Consider the following 22908-nt stretch of genomic DNA (forward strand, 5'->3'; position numbering starts at 1 on the left):
CGCATAACCAGTACTCGCTCGCCATGGCCCTGTTTTCCGTGACCACAAACCCGCTCGACGATCCGTTCTATTACTTGAACAACTTTATGCAAGTGCTTGATTGGCTAGGGCATCGCTATGCCGATGTGTTGACTGTCGAGGAGCAGGCTTTCATCCAAGATTTCAACCGGTTGCCCCAGGAGTCCAGGGCGCTGCTTGTGCGGATGGTGATGCGCAAAGGCAATCATTTCCGGGCGAGCAAACTTCATTATCGGGAGATTGGCGACATCGCCAGCGCCGCGGTTCCGTTGCTGGAACTGGGCTGGATCGACGAACACGTACCGCTGCCACTCGCAACGTTGTTCGACGTATTGCTCAAAGCGGAAATCCTGCAATGCTTCGGCAGCGCGATTGACCAGCCCAAAGGAAAAAAGACCGATTGGCTGCCGCCCCTGAGCGAGCAGTTTCCCGAAGCCCTCAGCTTTGAAAAGTGGTGCGTGGCACTGGAAGACCGCTTGTTCAGCCTGACCATCATGGGCCTGTGTGATCGTCTGCGCCTGATGTTTTTCGGCAATCTTCACCAGGACTGGTCGGAATTCGTACTGGCTGACCTTGGCATCTTTACCTATGAAAAAGTCGAGTTCTGCGCCGAATCCCGCGGCTTGCGCAGCCGTGAGGACGTGGACGCCTGTTTGTTCCTTTACGAATGCCAGCAGCGCTTCGAAGCCGGCGAAGCGGTGACGGAGATCGTCGAGCAAATCAACGGGCTTGCACTGAACAACCCCTGGTTGCAGAAACGCCGCGGCAAGCTGTTGTTCCAGATTGGTCAGTATTGCGAACGCGTCGCGGATTTTGCCAATGCGCTGAACATCTACCGCGACTGTGCGTGGCCCGGTGCGCGCGTACGCTTGATTCGCGTGCTGGAGCGCTGTGACGAGTATCAGCTGGCCATGGACCTGGCCACGGTTGCCGGACAATCACCGGAAAGTGCTGCCGAACACCAGCAACTGCTGCGTATGTTGCCCCGACTGCGGCGCAAACTCGGCGGGCCGCCAGCGAAACGTGCGTCGCCGAGAAAAATGCTGCGCCTGGACCTGCAACTGCCCAGGGTCGATCCCGAGCGGTCGGTCGAGTTTTACGTGCAGGCGCATCTGGCAGAAGATTCGGCGCCGGTGCATTACGTCGAGAACAGTCTGATCAACTCGCTGTTCGGCCTGCTGTGCTGGCCAGCGATCTTCGCGCCGTTGCCGGGGGCATTTTTTCACCCGTTTCAACGAGGGCCAGTGGACCTGCTCAACGAAGATTTCCACGCACGCCGGGCCGATCTGTTCCAGGTCTGCCTTGCCGAACTCGATGACGGGCGTTATCTGCAAACGATCCGCGAACGTTATGTCGCCAAGTGGGGGGTGCAGTCGCCGTTCGTGTTCTGGGGCGCGTTGAGCGAGGAACTGCTCGAACAGGCACTCGATTGCCTGCCGGCCGAACACCTCAGGCACTGGTTCAACCGTCTGTTGCTGGACATCAAGGCCAACCGCGCCGGCATGCCGGACCTGATCCAGTTCTGGCCGCAGCACAAGACCTACCGCATGATCGAAGTCAAAGGTCCCGGCGATCGCTTGCAGGACAACCAACTGCGCTGGCTTGAGTTCTGCCACGAACACCAGATGCCGATTGCCGTCTGCTACGTGCAATGGGCGGAGCAGGGCGCTTGAGCTACAGCATTGCGGTGCGGGCGTTGTGTGAGTTCACCGCCAAGGTCGGCGACCTCGACCTGCGCTTTACGCCGTCGCCGACGGCGCTGGAAGGTATCGTCGGCCATCGGACGGTGGCGTCCCGGCGCAACGACGATTATCAGAATGAAGTCGCGCTCGAAGGCCAGTATCAGTCGCTGAAGGTCAAGGGCAGGGCGGACGGCTACGATCCGGCGCAGAACTGCCTGGAGGAGGTGAAGACCTACCGCGGCGACCTGAGCAAGCAACCGGCCAACCACCGGCAGTTGCACTGGGCCCAGGCCAAGGTTTACGGCTGGCTGATGTGCCGCAAGCTGGATCTGGTGCAGATCAACCTGGCGCTGGTGTACTTCGACATCGTCAGCGAAAAGGAAACCTGCCTGGTGGAAGCCTTCAGTGCGCAAGCGCTGAAGGTGTTCTTCGAGCATCACTGCCAGTTGTTCCTGCATTGGGCCGAGCAGGAAATGGCCCATCGCGAGGCGCGCAACGGTGCGGCGCAGCAACTGGCGTTTCCCCATGCCGACTTTCGTCCGGGGCAGCGTCATCTGGCGGAGTCGGTGTTCAAGGCCGCCAGCACCGGCCGTTGTCTGATGGCCCAGGCGCCAACCGGGATCGGCAAGACGGTCGGGACGCTGTTTCCGATGCTCAAGGCCTTGGCACCGCAGCAGCTGGACAAGGTGTTCTTCCTGACGGCGAAAACCCCGGGGCGCAAACTGGCACTCGACGCGGCTCAGGTCATTCTGGACAGTGCCGGCGCACCGCCGCTGCGGGTTTTGGAGATGATCGCCCGGGACAAGGCCTGCGAGCACCCAGACAAAGCCTGCCACGGTGAATCCTGCCCTTTGGCCCAAGGCTTCTATGACCGTTTGCCAGCCGCTCGCCAGGCTGCCAGCGAGCTGTCGCTGTTGAACCAGAACGCCTTGCGCGAGGTGGCGCTGGCACACGACGTCTGCCCTTATTACCTGAGCCAGGAGATGGCCCGTTGGGCCGACGTGGTGGTGGCGGACTACAACTACTATTTCGATTTCAGCGCGCTGCTGTTCGGGCTGGCCCAGGCCAACCACTGGAACGTCGCGGTGCTGGTGGACGAAGCCCACAATCTGGTGGAGCGCGGGCGGCAGATGTACAGCGCCAGCCTGGATCAGTCGACCCTCAACGGTGTGCGCAAAACCGCGCCGGAACCGTTGAAGAAATCCCTGCAGCGAGTCAACCGGGAATGGAACGCCTTGCACAACCTGCAGCTGGCGCCGTACCAGGCCTATGATCGCCCCCCGGAAAAACTGCTCCAGGCGCTGTTCTCGTGCAGCGCCAGCATCGGCGATTACCTCAACGATCACCCGCAGGGGCTCGACAGCGCCTTGCAGAACTTCTACTTCGACATGCTGCAGTTCTGCCGGGTGGCTGAACTCTTCGACGAGCACTTCCTGTTCGACATCAGCAAGCGTGACCTCGACCGCCCGCGCAACCTGTCGCAGCTGTGCCTGCGCAACGTGGTGCCCGCCGGTTTCATCCGTCCGCGCCTGACGGCGGCCCGCAGCGCCGTGCTGTTTTCCGCGACGTTGAGCCCACGTCATTACTACGCGGATCTGCTCGGGACCCCGGCGGATACGGTGTGGATCGACGTCGAATCACCGTTTCACGCTGATCAGCTGCAAGTGCATATCGTCAGCCAGATATCCACGCGGTTCGTTCATCGACAGTCGTCCCTGGCACCGATCGTCGAGTTGATGGCTCGCCAGTTCAGCCAGCGTCCGGGCAATTACCTGGCGTTTTTCAGCAGTTTCGACTACTTGCAGCAAGTGGCGCAGTTGCTGGCCGAGCGCTATCCGCAGATCAATGCCTGGTCGCAATCCCGAGGCATGGCCGAAGGACAACGCCAGGACTTTCTCGACCAGTTCACCGCTGACAGTCAGGGCATCGGCTTCGCCGTGCTGGGCGGGGCGTTTGGCGAGGGCATCGACTTGCCCGGGACGCGGTTGATCGGCGCCTTTATCGCCACCCTCGGGCTGGCGCAACTTAACCCGGTGAATGAACAGCTGAAACACCGGATGGCGGCGATTTTCGGCGCCGGGTACGACTACACCTACCTGTATCCCGGCGTGCAGAAAGTGGTTCAGGCGGCCGGGCGAGTGATCCGTACCCAGCAGGACCAAGGGATGGTGATGTTGATCGATGACCGATTTGGTGACAGCAAGGTCAAGCAACTGCTGCCGCGCTGGTGGACAGTGGGCACTCATGTCGTTTGCACTGCAGAAAACACTTCGGCGTGAGGTAATCTGCTCACCCCATACGCCAGGGACCATTTTCGTGCTTTTCAAATATTCGGTTTGTCCCATACTTCAACAAAACAGTCTTGCCGTGAGGGCTCAATGAGCGAAGATCGAACCAAAGCCAGCGCCATCGAGGACGGGCGTTTTCGCTTGCTGATCGATGCGGTGATTGACTATGCGATCTACATGATTGACCCCGACGGCATCATCACCAGCTGGAACGCCGGCGCCAAACGCTTCAAAGGCTATGAGGAAGCCGAGATTCTCGGGCAGCACTTCTCGCGTTTCTACACCGAAGAGGACCGCCTCCGGGGCTTGCCGCAGCGGGCGCTGGATACGGCGATTCACGAGGGGCGTTTCGAAGGCGAAGGCTGGCGGATTCGTAAGGACGGTACGCGCTTCTGGTGCCACGTGGTGATCGATCCGATTCTCGATCCCTCGGGGAAATTGCTGGGGTTCGCCAAGATCACCCGGGACCTGACCGACCGCAAGATGGCCGAGGAAGTCCTCAAGCAAAGCGAGCAGCAGTTCCGCCTGCTGGTGCAAAGCGTCACCGACTACGCCATCTATATGCTCGACGCGAATGGCCGCCTGACCAACTGGAACCCAGGTGCCCAGCGCATCAAGGGGTATATGCCCGAAGAAGTGATCGGCCAGCATTTTTCGATGTTCTATACCCCGGAAGACCGCGAGGCCGGCGAACCGCAACGTACGTTAAGCATTGCCGTGCGTGAAGGGCGCTTTGAAAACAAGGGTTGGCGATTGCGCAAGGACGGCACGCGGTTCATGGCGCATGTGGTGGTCGACCCGATCTGGGGCGACACCGGCACCTTGCTCGGTTTCGCCAAGATCACCCGGGATATCACCGAATCGACGCTCGCCCAGCAAAACCTTGAAAAAACCCGCGAAGCGCTGTTCCAGGCACAAAAAATGCAGGCCATCGGCCAGCTCAGCGGGGGGATTGCCCACGACTTCAACAACCTGTTGACGGTGATCCTTGGCAACCTGGAAATCGTGCGCAAGCGGGTGGGGGAGGATTCGAAAATCACTCGCTTGCTGGATAACGCTACGCAAGGCGCCTTGCGCGGGGTATCGCTGACGCAACGGATGCTGGCGTTCGCCAGGCGCCAGGAGCTGAAGACCGAGTCCGTCGAAGTGCCGAAGCTGGTTGAAAGCATTACCGGACTGCTGCGCAGTTCCCTCGGGCCGTCCGTGGTGCTCGAAACGCGATTCCCGCCAGAACTCGAACCGGCACTGGCGGATGTCAATCAGCTTGAACTCGCGGTCCTGAACCTGGTGACCAACTCCCGCGACGCCATGCCCCATGGCGGGACCATCGTGATCAGCGCGCGTTCTGAAGGCGCTGAAGATCAGTCCTCGCTCTCGCAGCTGACCGGCCGTTATGTGTGCCTGAGCATCAGTGACACCGGGGAGGGCATGGACGCGACCACCCTCGCCATGGCGATGGACCCGTTCTTCACCACCAAAGGGGTCGGCAAAGGCACGGGGCTGGGGCTGTCGATGGTGCATGGCTTCATCGAACAACTGGGCGGACGGTTCATCCTCAAAAGCGAGAAAGACCAGGGCACCACAGCCGAACTGTGGATACCCGTCGCGACCCAGGGTTCGGCTGCCAGGCCTGTTCCGGAGGAAGCCGCGTCGCCGGTGTCCCGGTTGTGTGTGCTGGTGGTGGACGACGACAGCCTGGTGCTGACCAGTACCTGCATGCTGCTAGAAGACCTGGGCCATCGGGTGGTCAGTTCAGTGTCCGGGGAGGAGGCGCTGAAGGTGTTCGACAGCGAAAAGGCGATTGATCTGGTCATTACCGATATGGCGATGCCGCATATGAACGGCGCCGAACTGGCGCAGGCGATCCGGAAAATCAAACCGGGCCTGCCGATCATCCTCGCCACGGGGTACGCTGAACGGCTGGAAGGCTTCGCGATTGAACTGCCGCGTCTGTCGAAGCCGTTTTCTCAGCTTAATCTGGTGGAAATCATCGCCTCGACCATGAAGTGAGCAGCGTGCGCGTTGCCCAGCGCAGTATCAATCCGGCTGAACTTGTCAGCAGGCGTTTCTTCTAAGCGTCTTTGATCCTTTGCGTGACTCCCTTGCCAAGAATACTGACTGAGGCCACGGCCGAAGATGCCCTGACCGAACATAACGCCAAGATGTTCGGCTCGCCCAAGGAGCGCCTGGATTTCTACCGTCGAGAAATCCAGTACGAAACCAGCATCCTCGCCAATCGCACCGACGCCTACCTGGCGGCGCAATCGTTTTTGGTCATTGCATTCGCCTCGTGCATGTCCAATCTCAATCCCGAGTGGGGCAAACTGTTCACCCTGATCGTGCCGCCGTTTCTGGCACTGCTGGGACTGCTCAGTTCGCTCAACGCCTGGCCGGGCATCCGCGCGGCGTATGACATCATCGATCACTGGCATTTCAAGCAAAGCGAGTTACTGCGCAGCGAACCCTTGATGGGACTGGCTTACGACGAGTCGCCGCTGTTCAGCGAAATGGAATCGTCGCATAAGGGCTACCGCAAATCCTTGTTGTTTTCGGTGCGTACGCCGTGGATCTTCGCCACATTCTGGGTACTGCTGGCCACTTACTCGGTGTTCATCCAGGTGACTAACCCGGGCGGGTGAGCGCTTTACAGCAAGCGTCATCGCCAGCAAGCCGGCTTCTACAGATTCTGTGTCGGCTGGCAGAGCCAGATAAACGCAAAAAACCCCTGTAGGAGCCAGCTTGCTGGCGATGGACTTGAACGCGTCGCGGTGAATCAGATCACACGCTTCATCGTTAACGACCATCGCCAGCAAGCTGGCTCCTACAGGGGTAGTCTTTGCTTGGATCACGCCGCCAGATTTGCGGTCATTTCTTTCTTGTACTGGGCTTTCAGGCTTTCCATTTGCGCGCCCAACTCTTCAAGTGTTGCCTTGCCCAGCAACTTCTTTGCCTGAGGAAACATCTCCGTTTCCTCTTCTTCGATGTGATGCTCCAACAGCTCCTTGACCACTTTCACCCGCCCGGCAAATTCCGGGGTGGACGGGTCGGTCACTTTCAGGTCCGGCAGCACCAGCGAGTCGACGGTGCGGTGCTCTTCCTTGGCCTCGTAATACATGACCTCCTGTTCCTTGCCGCCGGCTTTTTTGAAGGCAGGGTACAACACTTCTTCTTCCAGTCGGGTATGGATAGTGATCTCCATCTCCAGCTTGGCCAGCAGTTCGGTGCGTTTCTTGATGCCGCGTTCAGTGGATTCGCTGAGCTGGGTCAGGATGCCTTTCACGCGTTCATGGTCGGCTTGCAACAGGTCAATAGCGTTCATGGTCGAGTCTCTCAAAATAGTCACGGGGATGAGCGCTGACGGTCTCGAGGCCGAAAGTCGCTTATAAACCCAGAGCATTTGTCGTGCCGAATCTAAATGCGAGCATGACCTTTTATAAATCAACAACTTGAAGCACCTGGAGGCCAACTGCGGTCGTGCAGCCTGCATGAGTCTGAAATTTAACCCATGCAGTTCGCGGCTTCGTTTCAAGCTCTGGATTCGTGTTGTGGCAAAGCGCGCGTTGCAGACATTGGAATCGGCGGGAAGTCTTCGTTAAGCACGCGCAAATGCTCGATCGCCTCTTCAAATTTCAGGTCTGCCTTGCGGCGCAACGCCTGGTAGCGATCGAACAACTCACCATCCAGATCGCCGCCCTCAAGCATTTCAAAAGCGTTGCGACTCAGAGACTGGGCTTCTTCGAACATCTGACGGTTACGCTCCAGGGCGAAGGCCCGGCAGGCTTTGATTTCATCGCGAGTGGAATACTGAATCATGACCAGCACCTTAATTTCCGAAAAAACGGTTTGATTGGCATGCACGCCCCGGAAAAAAACCGGGCGATTAAGCGTGTGACCTGCCGCACGGAAAAAGGATTTCAAGTTTATGAACAGGAAAAGTTGATACGTCCCTGCGAAAATCCGCGGGCATCAAATCAACTATTTTTCTCTTTGCGTTGCTCATACCAAGCCAGCATCGGCTGAGTGCTGATGCCATGGACCAGGATGCTAAGCGCCACCACCGACAAGGTCAGGTCGGTACACAGCGTGGCAATCGATGGGGCGAGCCCATGGTTCAGGGCATAAAACAGGTAATACAGGCTGCCGATGCCGCGGATGCCGAACCAGCCAATCAACAAGCGTTGCTGGCTGTCCAGCAACCCCCTCCAGGGCATGACGACCACGCTCAGCGGCCGGATCAGGCAAAACAGCACCGCGCTGATCACCAGCGCTCGCCAGTCCCAGTGTGCAATCAGCACCACGCCGAGCAGCGTCACCAGGAACACTTCCATGGCCCGTTCCACCAGACTGCCGAAAGCGAGCATGTCGCCCATCATGATGCCGGCAGCGACCTGAGTGTCTTCAAGACTTTCGGTGTCGCCATGCACGGCCTGCTGCGGTTCGACGTTCTGATGGCCGACCACCGGTTGCACCAGATGCTCGGCGGGCAGCGCATCATTGCCGGTAGATTTCACCTCTTCATGGCGCAGGCCGAGACCCGCGGCGAAGACCGACAAGAAGCCATAGCCATGGATCGACTCAGCACAAACATAGGCGAGGGCGATTAACGCGAGGGCCAGGTAATCGTTGGGCGAGAGGGTGCTGTCGTCATTTTTTATCCGCAGCGTCAGGGTCAGACGACCAATGCCGCGGCCCATCCCGTAGCCGATCAGCAACCCGGCAGGCACTGCCCAAAGCAAGCTGCCCAGCGCCCAGTCACCTAACCAGCCGGGGTTGCCGTCGTGTTGCACCAGCAACAGCCCGAGGATCACGAACGGAAAGGCAATCCCGTCATTCAGCCCGGCTTCACCGGACAGGCCAAAGCGCACACTGTCGTCATCCCGCGCGTCGTTGACCTGCACCAGCGCGGCGAGCACCGGATCGGTGGGCGCCAGGACCGAGCCAATCAGCACCGCGGCACCCCAGGTCAATCCGAAGCCGTAATGCAACAGCAAGGTAACGCCGGCGATGGTCAGCAGCATCACCGGCGCGGCCAGGCCGACGGCGACGCGCCAGTTTTTATTCTTGAAGGGCGAGCGTAATTTCAGGCCGCAGACGAACAAGGAAAAGAGCACCGCGACCTCCGTCAGGTGCTCCATCCAGATTGAGGCATCGGCCATGTCCAGTTTCAGTAATCCGAGCGCTGAAGGCCCGATTGCGACGCCCACCACCAGGCACACCGCGGACGTGGTCACCGGCATCCAGCGCAAATACGACGAGGTCAGCGCCAGCGTCAGCAGCACGCCACCCAGCACCGCCACCCAGATAACGAAGCTCATGCGCGGTACTCGCTGGGTCGATGCAGCGATGTGAGGTCCAGGGAGATCAACCGACCGTCGCGCGCAGGTATTCCGGCGTCAGTACGTTGAACCACAGCAGGATCATTTCCACCAGGATAGTGACCAGCACCAGCAACCCGACACCCCAGACACACGCTGCGTTAAGCAGCCCTTGTTCCTTGCGTTCATGCATGAAAGTCGGCATGCCGACAAACAGCAGAAACGTCGAGTACACCGAGGCGGCACCGAGCACGATGATGGCGAGCCAGCGACTAGGGTACAAACCGGCAAAACCGGCGAGGAAAAACGGAGTCACGGTGTAGGCAGCAAAGCCGATGCACTGATTGACCGTCGGCCGCGCGTCGAACGTACGTGACATCCAGCGGATAAACAGTCCCATCAAGGCCACGCCGACAATGATGGACAGGTAAAGCAGCACGCACAATTGCAACGCGCTACTGCTGCTGAGCTTCACCGTCTCGTTCTCTGCCAGGCTCCAGCCGACATAGGTGGTCCCGATAAACAGGCACACGGGCGGGATCAAGGCGAGCAGCAGTAGATGCGCGAGGTAATGGCGCGGATGCGCTTCCTCTTCCTTGCGAATATCCGTCCAGGCGAAATTCGGTTGGGTGAACAACTTGACGATAGGTGCGGACATGATGACCTCCTGATCGGGAGCTGCCCCGTGAGAGGGGCACCTGAACGTATTGAGGGGCGAGTTTTATCAGGGGTTCACTTTTTTTTGCTCTGAAGTGGGAGCGCGTTTGTCGGCGATAGCGGAGTGTCAGTCGCCATTAATGCTGGATGTGCTGGCCTCTTCGCGAGCAAGCCCGCTCCCACCGGGGGATAGCGTCGTTCGCAAGGCTGAGTGACGCCCCGGACACTGTAGGAGCCGGCTTGCTGGCGATAGCGGAGTGTCACTCGCCATTAATATTGAATGGGCTGACCCCTTCGCAGGCCCGCTCCCCACGGGAAGATTGCTAAAGGATCGGCTTGCCGCCCGTAATCCCGTAGCGCTGGCCGGTGATGTAGCTGGCTTCGTCCGACGCCAGCAGTACATAAATCGGCGCCACTTCGACCGGTTGGCCCGGGCGCCCCAGCGGGGTTTCGCCCCCGAAGTTCTCGACGTCCTCGTCCGTCATGGTCGAGACGATCAGCGGCGTCCAGATCGGCCCCGGCGCCACGCAGTTCACCCGGATGTTCTTCGGTCCGAGCATCTGCGCCAGGCCGGCGGTGAAGTTGGCGATCGCGCCTTTGGTGGTGGCGTAGGGCAGGAGGGTCGGTTTCGGCATGTCGGAATTGACCGAGCTGGTGTTGATGATCGAGCCTCCAGGCTTCATGTGCTTCAGCGCCGCCTGGCAGATGCGGAAGATGGCGGTGATGTTGACGTTGAAGGTCATGACCCATTCGTCGTCCGGAATGTCCTCAAAGTTTTTGTGGGTCATCTGGAACGCGGCATTGTTCACCAGAATATCGATGTGTCCGAAGCGCTCGACAGTCTTGTCGACCAGGGCCTGGCATTGCGCTTTCTCGGCGATGTCGCCGGGCAGCAACAGGCTTTGACGCCCGGCCTGTTCGACCCAGCGTGCGGTTTCCTGCGCGTCTTCGTGTTCGTTGAGGTAGGCAATGGCGATGTCGGCACCTTCACGGGCAAAGGCGATGGCTACGGCACGGCCGATGCCGCTGTCGGCGCCGGTGATGAGGGCGATCTTGCCCTCCAGACGACCCGAGCCTTTATAGCTCTGCTCGCCGCAATCCGGGTACGGGTCCATTTTCTTTTGGGAACCGGGGACGGGCTGGGCCTGCTTCTTGAAGGGTGGTTTTGGATAGTCGGTCATGGGAAATCTCCGTTCTCAAGGCAGAAGAGTCACAAGGGTGGACTCCGCTGTTTTGCCTTGAGTTCGGTTGGATTTCGCTGAACTGCGTCCAACGTGAAACCCGTTGTGGGAGCGGGCTTGCTCGCGAAGGCGGTAGGTCAGCAACAGACATGTCGATTGACACACCGCCTTCGCGAGCAAGCCCGCTCCCACAGGGTATCGTGTCAGGCCTTGAGGTTTTGCAAACTGCGCTCCATCCGCGCAATGCCTTCCTCCAGCAACCCACGCGGGCAGCCGAAGTTCAGGCGCACGAACTGTTGATGGTCATCGCCAAAATCCAGGCCGGGGCTCAGCCCGACCTTGGCCTGTTGCAGGAAGAACTGCTGCGGATTGTCGAGCCCCAGTGCCGAGCAATCGAGCCAGGCCAGGTACGTGCTCTGCGGCACGTTCATGGTCACACCCGGCAGTCGCGTGCGCACGGCGTCGACCAGGTAGTCGCGGTTGGCTTGCAGGTAGGCCAACAGTTCGGCCAGCCACGGCGCCGCTTCGGTGTACGCCACCCGGGTGGCCTCCATGCCCAGCGGGTTGACGCTGTCGACCATGCCGCAACGGGCGTGGTTGACCCGCTCGCGCAGGGCGCGATCCTGGATGATCATGAACGAGGTCTTCAGGCCGGCGATGTTGTAGGCCTTGCTCGCGGACATCAACGTGATGGTGCGCTGGGCGATTTCCGGGCTCAGCGACGCGGTGGGAATGTGCTTGCGCCCGTCGAAGCACAGCTCGGCGTGGATCTCGTCGGAGATGATCCAGGCGTCCTGCTCCAGGCAGATGTCAGCCACCGCTTGCAACTCTTCCCGCGCAAATGTCTTGCCCAGCGGGTTGTGCGGGTTGCTCAGCAACAATGCGCCGCCACCCGCCAGAGACTGGCGCAGGGTGTCGAGTGGCGTGGCGTAGGTGCCATCCGCGAGACTATCGAAATTCAGCTCGACCTTGTTCAGCCCCCAATGCACCGGTGCATGGCGCAGCGGCGGGTAATTCGGAACCTGGACGACGACATTCTGTTGCGGCTGCACCAAGGCGTGCAGGGCCATGTTGAAACCCGATTCCACGCCCGGCAGGAAAATCAGCGCCTGCGGCTCGACGCGCCAGGCGTACTTGTCCCACAGGTCGGCAACGATGGCCTGGCGCAAGTCGTCCTGGGCCACGCTGTAGCCGAGCAACGGGTGTTGCAGACGTTTTTGCAGGGCCTGGATGATCACCGGCGGCGCGGCGAAGTCCATGTCGGCGACCCACATCGGCAACACGTCGGCCGCATAGCGGCTCCACTTGGTACTGCCGGTGTGGTGGCGGTCGAACACCTGATCAAAATCGAAAGTCATGCTCATCTCATAAGTGCGGGGGAAATCCGGCGGCCATGATAAACGCCAACCTCCTGCAGGGGCGAGCCCACTCAGGTGCGGCCCACGCGAAAATGCCCGACGGTCGGTTTTCACACAGGCTCCGACAGCATTGTCTAGAGTTTGAAGTGTCGGTAGCCACGCTGCCGCCACCGTGATTGTCCAGAAAACCCGGCACGCGTCCGGGTCTTCACTGATCAGGAGTGCACGATGGATCTCAACCGTCGTCAGTTCTTCAAGGTCGCCGGTATCGGCCTTGCGGGCTCGAGCCTGGGCGCGCTGGGGATGGCCCCGACGTCGGCCTTCGCCGAGCAGGTGCGCCACTTCAAGCTCGCCCACACCCATGAAACCCGCAACACCTGCCCGTATTGCTCGGTCGGTTGCGGCTTGATCATGTACAGCCAGGGCGATGCGGCGAAGAATGTCGCGCAAAACATCATTCACATCGAAGGCGACGCCGATCATCCGGTCAATCGCGGCACCCTCTGCCCGAAAGGCGCGGGCCTGCTGGACTTCATTCACAGCCCCGGTCGCCTGCAGTATCCGCAGGTGCGCAAGCCCGGTACGACCGAATGGACCCGGATCTCCTGGGATGAAGCACTGGATCGCGTCGCCGACCTGATGAAGGCCGACCGCGATGCCAACTTCATCGAGAAGAATGACAAGGGTCAGACGGTGAACCGCTGGCTGACCACCGGGTTCCTTGCGGCGTCGGCGGCGTCCAACGAAGCGGGCTACATCACCCACAAGGTGGTTCGCAGCCTGGGCATGCTGGGGTTCGATAACCAGGCGCGTGTCTGACACGGTCCGACGGTGGCAAGTCTTGCCCCGACGTACGGCCGTGGTGCCATGACCAATACCTGGACCGACATCGCCAACGCGAACCTGATCCTGGTCATGGGCGGCAACGCAGCAGAAGCGCACCCATGCGGTTTCAAATGGGTGACCGAAGCCAAGGCGCACAACGCCGCGCGGCTGATCGTGGTCGATCCGCGATTCACTCGCACCGCGTCCGTGGCCGACTATTACGCGCCGATCCGCACCGGCACCGACATCGCCTTCATGGGCGGGCTGATCAATTACCTGCTGACCGAAGACAAGATCCAGCACGAGTACGTGCGCAACTACACCGACGTGTCATTTATCGTCAAAGCCGGGTATGGCTTCGAGGATGGCATCTTCAGTGGTTACGACGTTGCCAAGCGCAGCTATACCGATAAATCCGGCTGGGGTTATGAGCTCGGCGAGGACGGTTTTGTCAAAGTCGACCCGACGCTGCAAGACCCGCACTGTGTGTATCAGCTGATGAAGCAGCATTACAGCCGCTACACCATTGACCTGGCGAGCCAGATTTGTGGAATGCCGGTCGATGCGATGCAGAAAATCTGGGATGAAATCGCCACCTGCTCGCAACCGGGCAAGACCATGACGATCCTCTATGCCCTGGGCTGGACGCAGCACTCGATTGGCTCGCAGATCATCCGCAGCGCGGCGATGGTGCAGTTGCTGCTGGGCAACGTCGGTATGCCGGGCGGTGGCGTCAATGCCTTGCGCGGGCACTCCAACATCCAGGGCCTGACGGACCTCGGGCTGTTGTCCAACGCATTGCCGGGCTACCTGACGCTGCCGGTCGACGCCGAGCAGGACTACAACGCCTACATCACCAAACGTACGCAGACACCGTTACGGCCGGGGCAGCTGTCCTACTGGCAGAACTACAGCAAATTCCACGTCAGCCTGATGAAAGCCTGGTATGGCGGCAACGCCACGGCCGAGAACAATTGGGCGTACGACCATCTGCCGAAGCTGGACATCCCCAACTACGACATCCTCAAAGTGTTCGACCTGATGGGGCAGGGCAAGGTGAACGGCTATGTCTGCCAAGGCTTCAACCCGATCGCCGCGTTGCCCGACAAGAACCGGGTGATGGCGGCGCTGGCGAAACTGAAATGGCTGGTGGTGATGGACCCGCTGTCCACTGAAACCTCGGAGTTCTGGCGCAATGTCGGGCCGTACAACGATGTGGAAACCGCCAGTATCCAGACCGAAGTGATCCGCCTGCCCACCACCTGTTTCGCCGAAGAAGACGGCTCGCTGGTCAACAGCAGCCGCTGGCTGCAATGGCACTGGAAAGGCGCCGATGGCCCGGGCGAGGCGCGTACCGATGTGCAGATCATGAGCGCGCTGTTCCTGCGTCTGCGGCAACGCTATCAAGCCAATGGCGGGGCGTATGCCGAGCCTATCCTCAAGTTGTCGTGGCCGTACAAGACCGCCAACGAACCTTCGCCGGAGGAACTGGCCAAGGAAATCAACGGCTACGCCACGACTGATTTCACCGACGCCACCGGCGCCGCGGTCAAGGGCAATGCGCAACTGGCCGGCTTCGCTCAGCTCAGGGATGACGGCAGCACGGCTTCCGGTTGCTGGATTTTCTGCGGCAGCTGGACCGAGACCGGCAACCAGATGGCACGGCGCGACAACAGTGATCCGTACGGGATGAAGCAAAATCTGGGCTGGGCCTGGGCCTGGCCGGCGAATCGGCGGATTCTCTACAACCGCGCCTCGGCCGACCCGCAAGGCAAGCCGTGGGACGAGAAAAAACGCCTGGTGTGGTGGAACGGCAAGGCCTGGGGCGGCACCGACATACCTGACTTCAAGGCCGACTCGGCCCCGGAAGCCGGGATGAATCCGTTCATCATGAACCCCGAAGGCGTGGCGCGGTTCTTCGCCGTCGACAAGATGAACGAAGGGCCATTCCCCGAGCATTACGAACCGTTCGAAACACCGATCGGGATCAACCCGTTGCACCCGGAAAACAAGAAAGCCACCAGCAACCCGGCGGCGCGGATCTTCGATTCGGTGTGGGATTCCCTCGGTGTGGCCAAGGACTACCCATATGCCGCCACCAGTTACCGGCTGACCGAGCATTTCCACTTCTGGAGCAAGCACTGCAAGCTCAACGCGATCGCCCAGCCGGAGCAGTTCGTCGAGATTGGCGAGGTGCTGGCCAAGGAGAAAGGCATCGTCGCCGGCGACCGGGTGCGGGTCAGCAGCAAGCGCGGGCACATCGAAGCGGTGGCGGTGGTGACCAAGCGCATCCGGCCGTTGCAGGTCAACGGCCAGGTGGTGCATCACATCGGCATTCCGTTGCACTGGGGCTTTACCGGCCTGACGCGTCACGGCTACCTGACCAACACCCTCGTGCCGTTCCTCGGCGATGGCAATTCCCAGACCCCGGAATCCAAGTCATTCCTGGTCAACGTGGAGAAAGTCTAAATGGCCAGCCAAGACATCATTGCCCGTTCGGCCACCACCACCGTACCGCCGTCCGTGCGCAATCAGGAAGCGGTGGCCAAGCTGATCGACACCACCAAGTGCATCGGCTGCAAGGCGTGCCAGGTAGCCTGCTCGGAATGGAACGAGCTGCGCGACGACGTCGGTCACAACCTCGGCACCTACGACAATCCCCAGGACCTGAGCGCGGAAACCTGGACGCTGATGCGCTTCACCGAGCATGAAACCGACGCCGGCAACCTCGAATGGCTGATTCGCAAGGATGGCTGCATGCATTGCGCCGAGCCGGGCTGTCTGGCGGCGTGTCCGAGTCCGGGGGCGATCATCAAGCACGCCAATGGCATCGTCGATTTCGATCAGGATCACTGCATCGGCTGCGGGTATTGCATCACCGGTTGCCCGTTCAACATTCCGCGGATCTCGCAAAAGGATCACAAGGCTTACAAGTGCACGTTGTGCTCGGACCGGGTGGCGGTGGGCCTGGAACCGGCCTGCGTGAAAACCTGCCCGACCGGGGCAATCGTGTTCGGCAGCAAGGACGACATGAAGGAGCATGCCGCCGAGCGCATCGTCGACCTCAAGAGCCGTGGCTTCACCAATGCCGGTCTGTACGACCCCGAAGGCGTGGGCGGTACGCACGTCATGTATGTGTTGCACCACGCCGACACGCCGGTGTTGTACGCCGGGTTGCCGAGCAGTCCGTCGATCAGTCCGCTGGTGGAATTGTGGAAAGGCGTGAGCAAACCCCTGGGTTTGCTGGCCATGGGCCTGGCGGTATTGGCCGGGTTCTTCCATTACGTGCGCATCGGCCCGCAGGTGGTCGAGGAAGATGAGCTGCCGATCCTCAAGGACCCGGCGGTGCATGAAGTCGACCCATCGGTGCACACCTTCGATCCGCGCGGGGAGGACAGACCATGATTCGCCATCAGATCCTGCGCTACACCGCGAACCAGCGCACCAATCACTGGCTGGTGGCGATCCTGTTTTTCATGGCGGCGCTGTCGGGGCTGGCGCTGTTTCATCCGGCGCTTTTCTGGCTCAGCCACCTGTTTGGCGGCGGGCCGTGGACGCGTATCTTGCATCCGTTCATGGGCGTGTTGATGTTCTTGTTGTTCCTTGGCCTGGTGATTCAGTTCTTCCGCGCGAATTTTTTTATCCGCAACGATGGGTTATGGCTGCGGCGCATTGGGCGGGTCATCCAGAACGAGGAGGAGGGCGTGCCGCCGATCGGCAAATACAATCCGGGGCAGAAGCTGCTGTTCTGGACGTTGCTGCTGTGCATGCTGGGGCTGCTGTTCACCGGGCTGGTGATCTGGCGGGCGTATTTCAGCGTGTATTTCGGCATCACCGCCATTCGCTGGGCGATGTTGTTGCATGCGCTGGCCGGTTTTGTGCTGGTGTTGAGCATCATCGTGCACATCTACGCCGGTATCTGGATCAAGGGGTCGATCAGCGCCATGGTGCATGGCTGGGTCAGCCGCGCGTGGGCGAAGAAACACCATGAACTGTGGTACCGGGAGGTGACGCGCGATGAGCACCCCGAGCGACCGGTCAGCAAAAAAGGATAAGCACCTTGGCGACGATTCTTGAGCCTGGCGAGATTGAAGCGGCGGCGAGTTCACCGCCGTTTCTGTATAGGCCGCCGAACAACCTGTTCACATTGCGCGCGCTAGGGCTGGAGCGGTTGGCCGAGGGGCATCCGTTGGCTGATTATCTGCACCTGGTGGCGGGTCTGTGCCATGTACAGCAGCAGTTGATGGATGATCCTCCGGTGACTGAGCGGCCGGATCTCGAGCGTTTGCGTGTGTGCCAGCAACATGGACTGCCACCGTTTGCCGCGGACAGTCGGGTGCGTGAGGAGGATTGGGTGCCTTGGCTGACGGCGTTGTTGCAACGTTATCAAGCGCCAGCGTCAGGCGCTGTCGAGCAGGCCCTGAGCCGTTTGCGCCACGCGGGTGTCGGTCAACTGAAAGCCTGGGCCATTGCTTTGGTTAGCGGCCAATACGCGTTGCTGCCGGCGGCCCTGGTACCGTTTCTCGGCGCCGCATTGCAGGCGGCCTGGAGCCATTGGCTGCTGACCACACCCGAGCTGACCTTGAAACCCGGCGACAGCCTCAGCCAGTGCCCGGCCTGCGGTTCGCCCGCAATGGCCGGAGTGATACGCCATCGTGGCAAATACAATGGCTTGCGTTATCTGGTGTGTTCGCTGTGTGCCTGCGAATGGCATGTGGTGCGGGTGAAGTGTGTGTATTGCGAGCAGAGCAAGGGGCTTGAATATGTCAGCCTCGATAATGATCACCATGCCGCTAACCAGGCGCCGTTGCGGGCCGAGGTCTGCCCGGGGTGTCGCAGCTATTTGAAGTTGTTGTACCTGGAGAATGATGCTGAAGCTGAAGCGCTGTCGACCGACCTGACCAGCCTGATGCTGGACATGCGCCTTGAGCAGGAAGGCTATCAGCGGCTGGCGCCGAATCTTTTGTTCGCGCCGGGTAGTAACTGACCGACCGCTATCGCCAACAAGCCGGCTCCTACGGGGTTTATGGTTGGTTCAGGGTTGAGGCCTGCTCGCGAAAAGGTTCAGCGTCTACACTCAGGCGGTCACCGTTCACGGGAGCCCCTGATGTCCTCCAGATCCGCCAGCCCGACCTTGCGGCTACCTTCCATCGACAGTTTGCTGCGCCATACGGCGTGTCAGCCGTTGGCCGAACGCTATGGCCGTGAGGCGCTGCTGGCCAGTTTGCGCCAGCTGCTGGATGACCTGCGCGAACCGGTGCTCGCCGGGCAACTCGACGCCGTGGAAATCGCCCCGGAGATCCTTGCGGGCCGCGTCGGCGAGCGACTCGCCCAACAGCATCGCAGCCACGTTCGCCGGGTATTCAACCTGACCGGCACCGTGCTGCACACCAACCTCGGCCGCGCCTTGCTGCCCGAAGCAGCCATCGAAGCGGTGCAGATGGCCGCGCGGTATCCGCTCAATCTGGAATTCGACCTGCGCAGCGGCAAACGCGGTGATCGCGACGACCTGATCGAAGGCCTGATCCGCGAACTGACCGGCGCCGAAGCCGTCACCGTCGTCAACAACAATGCGGCGGCGGTATTGCTGACCCTCAACAGCCTGGGCGCACGCAAGGAAGGGATCATTTCCCGGGGCGAACTGATCGAAATCGGCGGCGCGTTCCGCATCCCCGACATCATGGCGCGAGCCGGGGTGAAGCTGCACGAAGTCGGCACCACCAATCGCACCCACGCCAAGGATTACGCCGCGGCGATTGGCCCGCGCAGTGGCCTGGTGATGCGGGTCCACGCCAGCAACTACAGCATCCAGGGTTTCACCACCCGCGTGCCGACCGCCGAATTGGCCGCACTGGCGCACCAGCACGGTTTGCCGCTGCTCGAAGACCTCGGCAGCGGCAGCCTGCTGGACCTGACCCGCTGGGGCCTGCCCGCCGAACCCACCGTGCGCCAGGCCCTGCAAGACGGTGCGGACATCGTCACCTTCAGCGGCGACAAACTGCTCGGCGGACCGCAAGCCGGGTTGATCGTCGGTCGCAAAGAATTGATCGCAAAGATCAAGAAAAACCCGCTCAAACGCGCACTGCGCGTCGACAAACTGACCCTGGCCGCCCTTGAAGCCGTGCTGGGGTTGTACCGCGATCCGGATCGTCTCGCCGAGCGCCTGCCCAGTTTGCGTCTGCTCACCCGACCCCAGGCGGACATTCTCGCCCAGGCCGAGCGTCTGCAACCTGCGCTGGCCAAGGTATTAGGCGATGGCTGGACTGTCGGCGCGATGCCTGCGCTGGGAATGATCGGCAGCGGCAGCCAACCGGTGGCACGCCTGCCGAGCGCGGCGCTGTGCCTGCGACCTGTCGTCAGCAAGCGCCGGCGCGGCCGGTGCTTGCTTGAGCTGGAGGCGGCGTTTCGCACGTTGGCCATTCCAGTGCTCGGACGCATCGATGACGACGCCTTGTGGCTGGATCTGCGGCAACTCGACGACGAACCAGCATGGCTGGCGCAGCTCGACCAGCTGCAGGTGCCCGGGTGATCGTCGGCACCGCCGGGCACATCGACCACGGCAAGACCTCGCTGCTCCAGGCGTTGACCGGCCAGGCAGGCGACCGTCGGCGCGAAGAGCGCGAGCGCGGCATGACCATCGACCTCGGTTACCTGTACGCGGCACTTGAACCCGGCGCGTCGCTGACCGGTTTTATCGACGTGCCCGGCCACGAGCGTTTCACCCACAATATGCTGGCCGGCGCCCAGGGCATCGACCTGGTGTTGCTGGTGGTGGCCGCCGACGACGGGGTCATGCCGCAGACCCGCGAACACCTGGCCATTGTCGAATTGCTGGGCATTCCGCGGGCGCTGGTTGCGATCACCAAAGGTGACCGGGTGGATCCGGCGCGTGTTGAGCAGGTTCGCGCACAAATCGAGACGCTTCTGGCGCCCGGACCCTTCGCCGGTGCGCCGCTGCTTGCCGTGTCGAGCGTAACCGGGGAGGGCGTCGACACGTTGCGTCTGGCCTTGCTCGATGCGCAAAAAGACGTACTTCAGCGCAGCACCCTCGGCGGCTTTCGCCTGCCGATCGACCGGGCGTTCAGCGTTGCCGGTGCGGGCATCGTGGTGACCGGCACGGCGTTATCCGGTCAGGTGGCGGTGGGCGACACGTTGTGGCTCGGCCCGCAGGGCAAACCGGTGCGGGTGCGCGGCCTGCACGCGCAGAACCAGGCTGCCGACAGCGCCACGGCCGGCCAGCGCGTCGCGTTGAACCTGAGTGCCGAGCGTTTGGCCCTTGAGCAAATTCACCGTGGCCATTGGTTACTGGCCGAATGGCTGTATGCGCCGACGCAGCGCCTGGACATCGAGCTGCGGTTGCTGAGCAGCGAAGCCGGACCCTTCGAGCATTTTCAGCCGGTGCATGTGCACCTTGGCACCCAGGATGTGACGGGGCGAGTAGCCTTGCTGGAGGATTCCAGCCTGGCGCCGGGCGAGCGAATGTTCGCGCAACTGCTATTGAACGTGCCGGTTCACGCGGTGAAGGGCGACCCGTTGATCCTGCGCGATCAAAGTGCTCAGCGCACCCTCGGCGGTGGCCGGGTGCTGGACCCGTCCGCGCCGTCCCGCCAGCGGCGCAGCCCGGAGCGGCTGGCGCAGTTGAAGGCGCTGGCCTCGACCAACCCTCTGGAAGAGGTCCTGCCGGCCCTGTTGACGAACAGCGACATCGGGCTTGATTCGCAGCAGCTTGAGCGTCAGTTCAATCGTCCGCGCCACACCTGGGACTTACCCAAGGGCGTGCGCCTGATCGACACACGTCAGGGGCCGTTGCTGTTCAGCACCCAGCGCTGGGAGGCGCAAAAGGCGTCGCTGCTGGAACACCTGGCGCACTTTCATCAACTTGAGCCGGACCAAATGGGCCCGGACCGTGATCGCCTGCGGCGCTTCAGCGGTACGGCGCTGGACCGCGCAACGTTTACCCGCCTGATCGATGAACTGTTGGCCAGCAACGCCGTGGCCGCCAGCGGCCCGTGGTTGCATCTGCCTGATCATCAGGTGCGCTTGAGCGCGGAAGACCAAGCCCTTTGGCAACAGCTGCAACCGCTGTTCGAGCAGGCCGGGTTCGATCCGCCGTGGGTGCGGGACCTGGGTCATGATGAGGCGACGGTGCGCCTGCTATTGCGCAAGATGGCGCGGCTCGGGCTCATGCATCAGGTGGTCCGCGACCTGTTCTACACCGACGCGATGCTGCGCCGATTGGCGGCTATGCTGTTGCAACTGGCGGCGCAAAACGAGGTGATTCAGGTCACGGCGTTTCGCGACGCGGTGGGGTTGGGGCGTAAACGCAGCATCCAGATTCTTGAATATTTCGACCGCATCGGCCTGACCCGCCGCTTCGGCGACAAGCGCCATGTGCGGCTGGATAGCGCTCTGGCAGCACCCCAGCCCCTGTAGGAGCGAGCTTGCTCGCGATGGACTTGAGGACCCCGGTTTGCTCCAGGTTCCCCGCGTCATCGTTGACGACCCTCGCGAGCAAGCTCGCTCCTACAGGGATTTGTATTCTGGAAGGCAATCGCGCCCGGTGGCGCGGCCGGGCTTCAAACCCGGTTGGGGACGGCATCCGTTCCCGGGCCGGTTCGACTCCGGCTGCCTTCCGCCATTTCCATCAGAAGCGCCCGAAGCTCAGCGGGTACTCGATGACCACGTAAACCCGGTCGATGTCATCGCCGGCCAGTGCCTGGCCGGTGTCCCGGGTGTGATAGAGGTTGCCATCGAGGAACCAGCCGGACTGCCCAGATCCCTGTAGGAGCGGGCTTGCTCGCTCCCACAGGTAGGGCAGGGCGGAGCCGATTTAGTGACCTTCGGAAGCGCCAAACATGGTCTTGGCGTAGATCAGGCCCAAGCCGTAGGAACCGCCGTTGGCGATCGAGGTTTTGACGGTTTCTTCGTAGGTTTCGGTGCGAGCCCAGTCGCGTTGCAGTTCCAGCAGGTATTGCAATGAAGTCATTGGCCGCGCGCCGATCTGGATCATGCGCAGCATGGCCATTTCGTGGGCTTCAGTGCTGACATCGCCACAGGCGTCGGCAATCACGTACACCTCAAAACCCTGGTCGATGGCCGAGAGCGCTGGACCGACGATGCACACGGAAGTCCAGAGGCCGGCGAGGACGATTTTCTGCTTGCCGATTTTGTTCACTTCGACCGCGATGCGCTCGTCTTCCCAGGTGTTCATGCTGGTGCGGTCGATGACGTTGTGTTCCGGGAATACCGACTTGATTTCGTCGAAGATCGGCCCGGAAAAGCTCTTTTCCGCGACGGTGGTGAGGATCGTCGAGACCTTGAAGCCACGCGCAGCCTTGGCCACCAGCGCGGCGTTATTGCGCAGGGTCACGGCGTCGATCGATTTGGTCGCGAAGGACATCTGCGATTGGTGGTCGATCATGATCAGCGTGTGGTCGGTCGGGGTCAGCAGGGTCTTGCCGGGAACTGCTTTTGCGGTAGCCATGGCGATGTCCTTACAGGGGTGAGTGAGGCAGCCATGGTGACGTGGATTCGGGCGAGGATATTGAATCGGTGTGCTGTGTTTGCGGTTTTCTGCGGAACGG

17 protein-coding genes and 1 tRNA gene are annotated in these 22908 nt (G+C 61.2%); 11 read left to right on the forward strand and 7 right to left on the reverse strand.

The window, feature by feature from the left end; genetic code table 11:
* The first annotated feature begins 23 nt into the window (after positions 1–23).
* From NTD84_RS13615 to NTD84_RS13630, 4 genes are all read left to right on the forward strand, one after another.
* Positions 24–1691, forward strand: a complete 1668-nt coding sequence (locus tag NTD84_RS13615; RefSeq protein ID WP_262166220.1) for a VRR-NUC domain-containing protein — start codon at positions 24–26, stop codon at positions 1689–1691.
* Entirely contained in the window at positions 1688–3979 is a 2292-nt protein-coding gene (locus NTD84_RS13620) for an ATP-dependent DNA helicase (protein WP_262166221.1), read from the forward strand. The genes NTD84_RS13615 and NTD84_RS13620 overlap by 4 nt, the downstream gene beginning before the upstream one ends.
* 99 nt (positions 3980–4078) lie before the next feature.
* Positions 4079–5998, forward strand: a complete 1920-nt coding sequence (locus NTD84_RS13625; protein WP_262166223.1) for a PAS domain-containing sensor histidine kinase — start codon at positions 4079–4081, stop codon at positions 5996–5998.
* Positions 5999–6090: 92 nt separating this feature from the next.
* A complete protein-coding gene (locus NTD84_RS13630) occupies positions 6091–6627 on the forward strand; it encodes a hypothetical protein (protein ID WP_262166224.1) in 537 nt (178 codons plus the stop codon).
* 206 nt (positions 6628–6833) lie between these two features.
* On the opposite strand, the gene NTD84_RS13635 is transcribed toward NTD84_RS13630, so the two are convergent.
* The 6 genes from NTD84_RS13635 to NTD84_RS13660 all read right to left on the reverse strand — a co-directional run bounded on the left by NTD84_RS13635 (position 6834) and on the right by NTD84_RS13660 (position 12499).
* Positions 6834–7307 carry a hemerythrin domain-containing protein gene (locus NTD84_RS13635; RefSeq protein WP_262166225.1) on the reverse strand — a complete coding sequence of 158 codons (474 nt, stop codon included), beginning with the start codon at positions 7305–7307 and terminating at the stop codon, positions 6834–6836.
* A 206-nt stretch (positions 7308–7513) separates the two neighbouring features.
* Positions 7514–7906 (reverse strand): hypothetical protein, encoded by a 393-nt coding sequence (locus tag NTD84_RS13640; protein WP_262166227.1) that lies wholly within the window; start codon positions 7904–7906, stop codon positions 7514–7516.
* A 53-nt stretch (positions 7907–7959) separates the two neighbouring features.
* Positions 7960–9303 (reverse strand): cation:proton antiporter, encoded by a 1344-nt coding sequence (locus NTD84_RS13645; protein ID WP_262166229.1) that lies wholly within the window; start codon positions 9301–9303, stop codon positions 7960–7962.
* Between the two features lie 46 nt (positions 9304–9349).
* Complete coding sequence (locus tag NTD84_RS13650; RefSeq protein ID WP_262166231.1) at positions 9350–9961, reverse strand: Yip1 family protein; 612 nt, start codon at positions 9959–9961, stop codon at positions 9350–9352.
* Positions 9962–10283: 322 nt separating this feature from the next.
* A complete protein-coding gene (locus NTD84_RS13655; protein ID WP_262166233.1) occupies positions 10284–11141 on the reverse strand; it encodes a glucose 1-dehydrogenase in 858 nt (285 codons plus the stop codon).
* A 203-nt stretch (positions 11142–11344) separates the two neighbouring features.
* A complete protein-coding gene (locus NTD84_RS13660; RefSeq protein WP_262166235.1) occupies positions 11345–12499 on the reverse strand; it encodes a MalY/PatB family protein in 1155 nt (384 codons plus the stop codon).
* Between the two features lie 228 nt (positions 12500–12727).
* On the opposite strand from NTD84_RS13660, the gene fdnG reads away from it, so the two are divergent.
* The 7 genes from fdnG (at position 12728) to NTD84_RS13695 (ending at position 21962) form a co-directional block, all read left to right on the forward strand.
* Positions 12728–15793, forward strand: coding sequence for a formate dehydrogenase-N subunit alpha (fdnG, locus tag NTD84_RS13665; protein ID WP_262166237.1), 3066 nt, complete (start codon positions 12728–12730; stop codon positions 15791–15793).
* Complete coding sequence (gene fdxH / locus NTD84_RS13670) at positions 15794–16729, forward strand: formate dehydrogenase subunit beta (protein ID WP_262166239.1); 936 nt, start codon at positions 15794–15796, stop codon at positions 16727–16729. It abuts the gene before it with no gap.
* Entirely contained in the window at positions 16726–17379 is a 654-nt protein-coding gene (locus tag NTD84_RS13675) for a formate dehydrogenase subunit gamma (protein WP_262166241.1), read from the forward strand. The genes fdxH and NTD84_RS13675 overlap by 4 nt, the downstream gene beginning before the upstream one ends.
* A 5-nt stretch (positions 17380–17384) precedes the next feature.
* Positions 17385–18311 (forward strand): formate dehydrogenase accessory protein FdhE, encoded by a 927-nt coding sequence (fdhE, locus tag NTD84_RS13680; protein WP_262166242.1) that lies wholly within the window; start codon positions 17385–17387, stop codon positions 18309–18311.
* 120 nt (positions 18312–18431) lie between these two features.
* Positions 18432–19853: an L-seryl-tRNA(Sec) selenium transferase gene (gene selA / locus NTD84_RS13685; RefSeq protein ID WP_262166243.1), complete on the forward strand. Its 1422-nt coding sequence runs from the start codon at positions 18432–18434 to the stop codon at positions 19851–19853.
* The gene (gene selB / locus NTD84_RS13690; protein ID WP_262166542.1) at positions 19850–21757 is read left to right on the forward strand and encodes a selenocysteine-specific translation elongation factor; all 1908 of its coding nucleotides are present in this window, start codon (positions 19850–19852) and stop codon (positions 21755–21757) included. The genes selA and selB overlap by 4 nt, the downstream gene beginning before the upstream one ends.
* Positions 21758–21866: 109 nt before the next feature.
* A tRNA-Sec gene (locus NTD84_RS13695) sits at positions 21867–21962 on the forward strand.
* 192 nt (positions 21963–22154) lie between these two features.
* Here NTD84_RS13695 and NTD84_RS13700 read toward each other — a convergent pair.
* The gene (locus NTD84_RS13700) at positions 22155–22808 is read right to left on the reverse strand and encodes a hydrolase (RefSeq protein ID WP_262166246.1); all 654 of its coding nucleotides are present in this window, start codon (positions 22806–22808) and stop codon (positions 22155–22157) included.
* Positions 22809–22908: the final 100 nt, after the last annotated feature.

The organism is Pseudomonas sp. 14P_8.1_Bac3 (assembly GCF_025466085.1).
Classification (GTDB): Bacteria; Pseudomonadota; Gammaproteobacteria; order Pseudomonadales; family Pseudomonadaceae; genus Aquipseudomonas.

Bases quoted from the DNA above. Each gene is read 5' to 3' on its own strand.
- NTD84_RS13625 (WP_262166223.1), top strand. From the start codon at position 4,079: ATGAGCGAAGATCGAACCAAAGCCAGCGCCATCGAGGACGGGCGTTTT.
- NTD84_RS13635 (WP_262166225.1), bottom strand. From the start codon at position 7,307: ATGAACGCTATTGACCTGTTGCAAGCCGACCATGAACGCGTGAAAGGC.
- NTD84_RS13615 (WP_262166220.1), top strand. From the start codon at position 24: ATGGCCCTGTTTTCCGTGACCACAAACCCGCTCGACGATCCGTTCTAT.
- NTD84_RS13675 (WP_262166241.1), top strand. From the start codon at position 16,726: ATGATTCGCCATCAGATCCTGCGCTACACCGCGAACCAGCGCACCAAT.
- NTD84_RS13655 (WP_262166233.1), bottom strand. From the start codon at position 11,141: ATGACCGACTATCCAAAACCACCCTTCAAGAAGCAGGCCCAGCCCGTC.
- fdxH (WP_262166239.1), top strand. From the start codon at position 15,794: ATGGCCAGCCAAGACATCATTGCCCGTTCGGCCACCACCACCGTACCG.
- NTD84_RS13645 (WP_262166229.1), bottom strand. From the start codon at position 9,303: ATGAGCTTCGTTATCTGGGTGGCGGTGCTGGGTGGCGTGCTGCTGACG.
- selA (WP_262166243.1), top strand. From the start codon at position 18,432: ATGTCCTCCAGATCCGCCAGCCCGACCTTGCGGCTACCTTCCATCGAC.
- NTD84_RS13650 (WP_262166231.1), bottom strand. From the start codon at position 9,961: ATGTCCGCACCTATCGTCAAGTTGTTCACCCAACCGAATTTCGCCTGG.
- NTD84_RS13700 (WP_262166246.1), bottom strand. From the start codon at position 22,808: ATGGCTACCGCAAAAGCAGTTCCCGGCAAGACCCTGCTGACCCCGACC.
- NTD84_RS13660 (WP_262166235.1), bottom strand. From the start codon at position 12,499: ATGACTTTCGATTTTGATCAGGTGTTCGACCGCCACCACACCGGCAGT.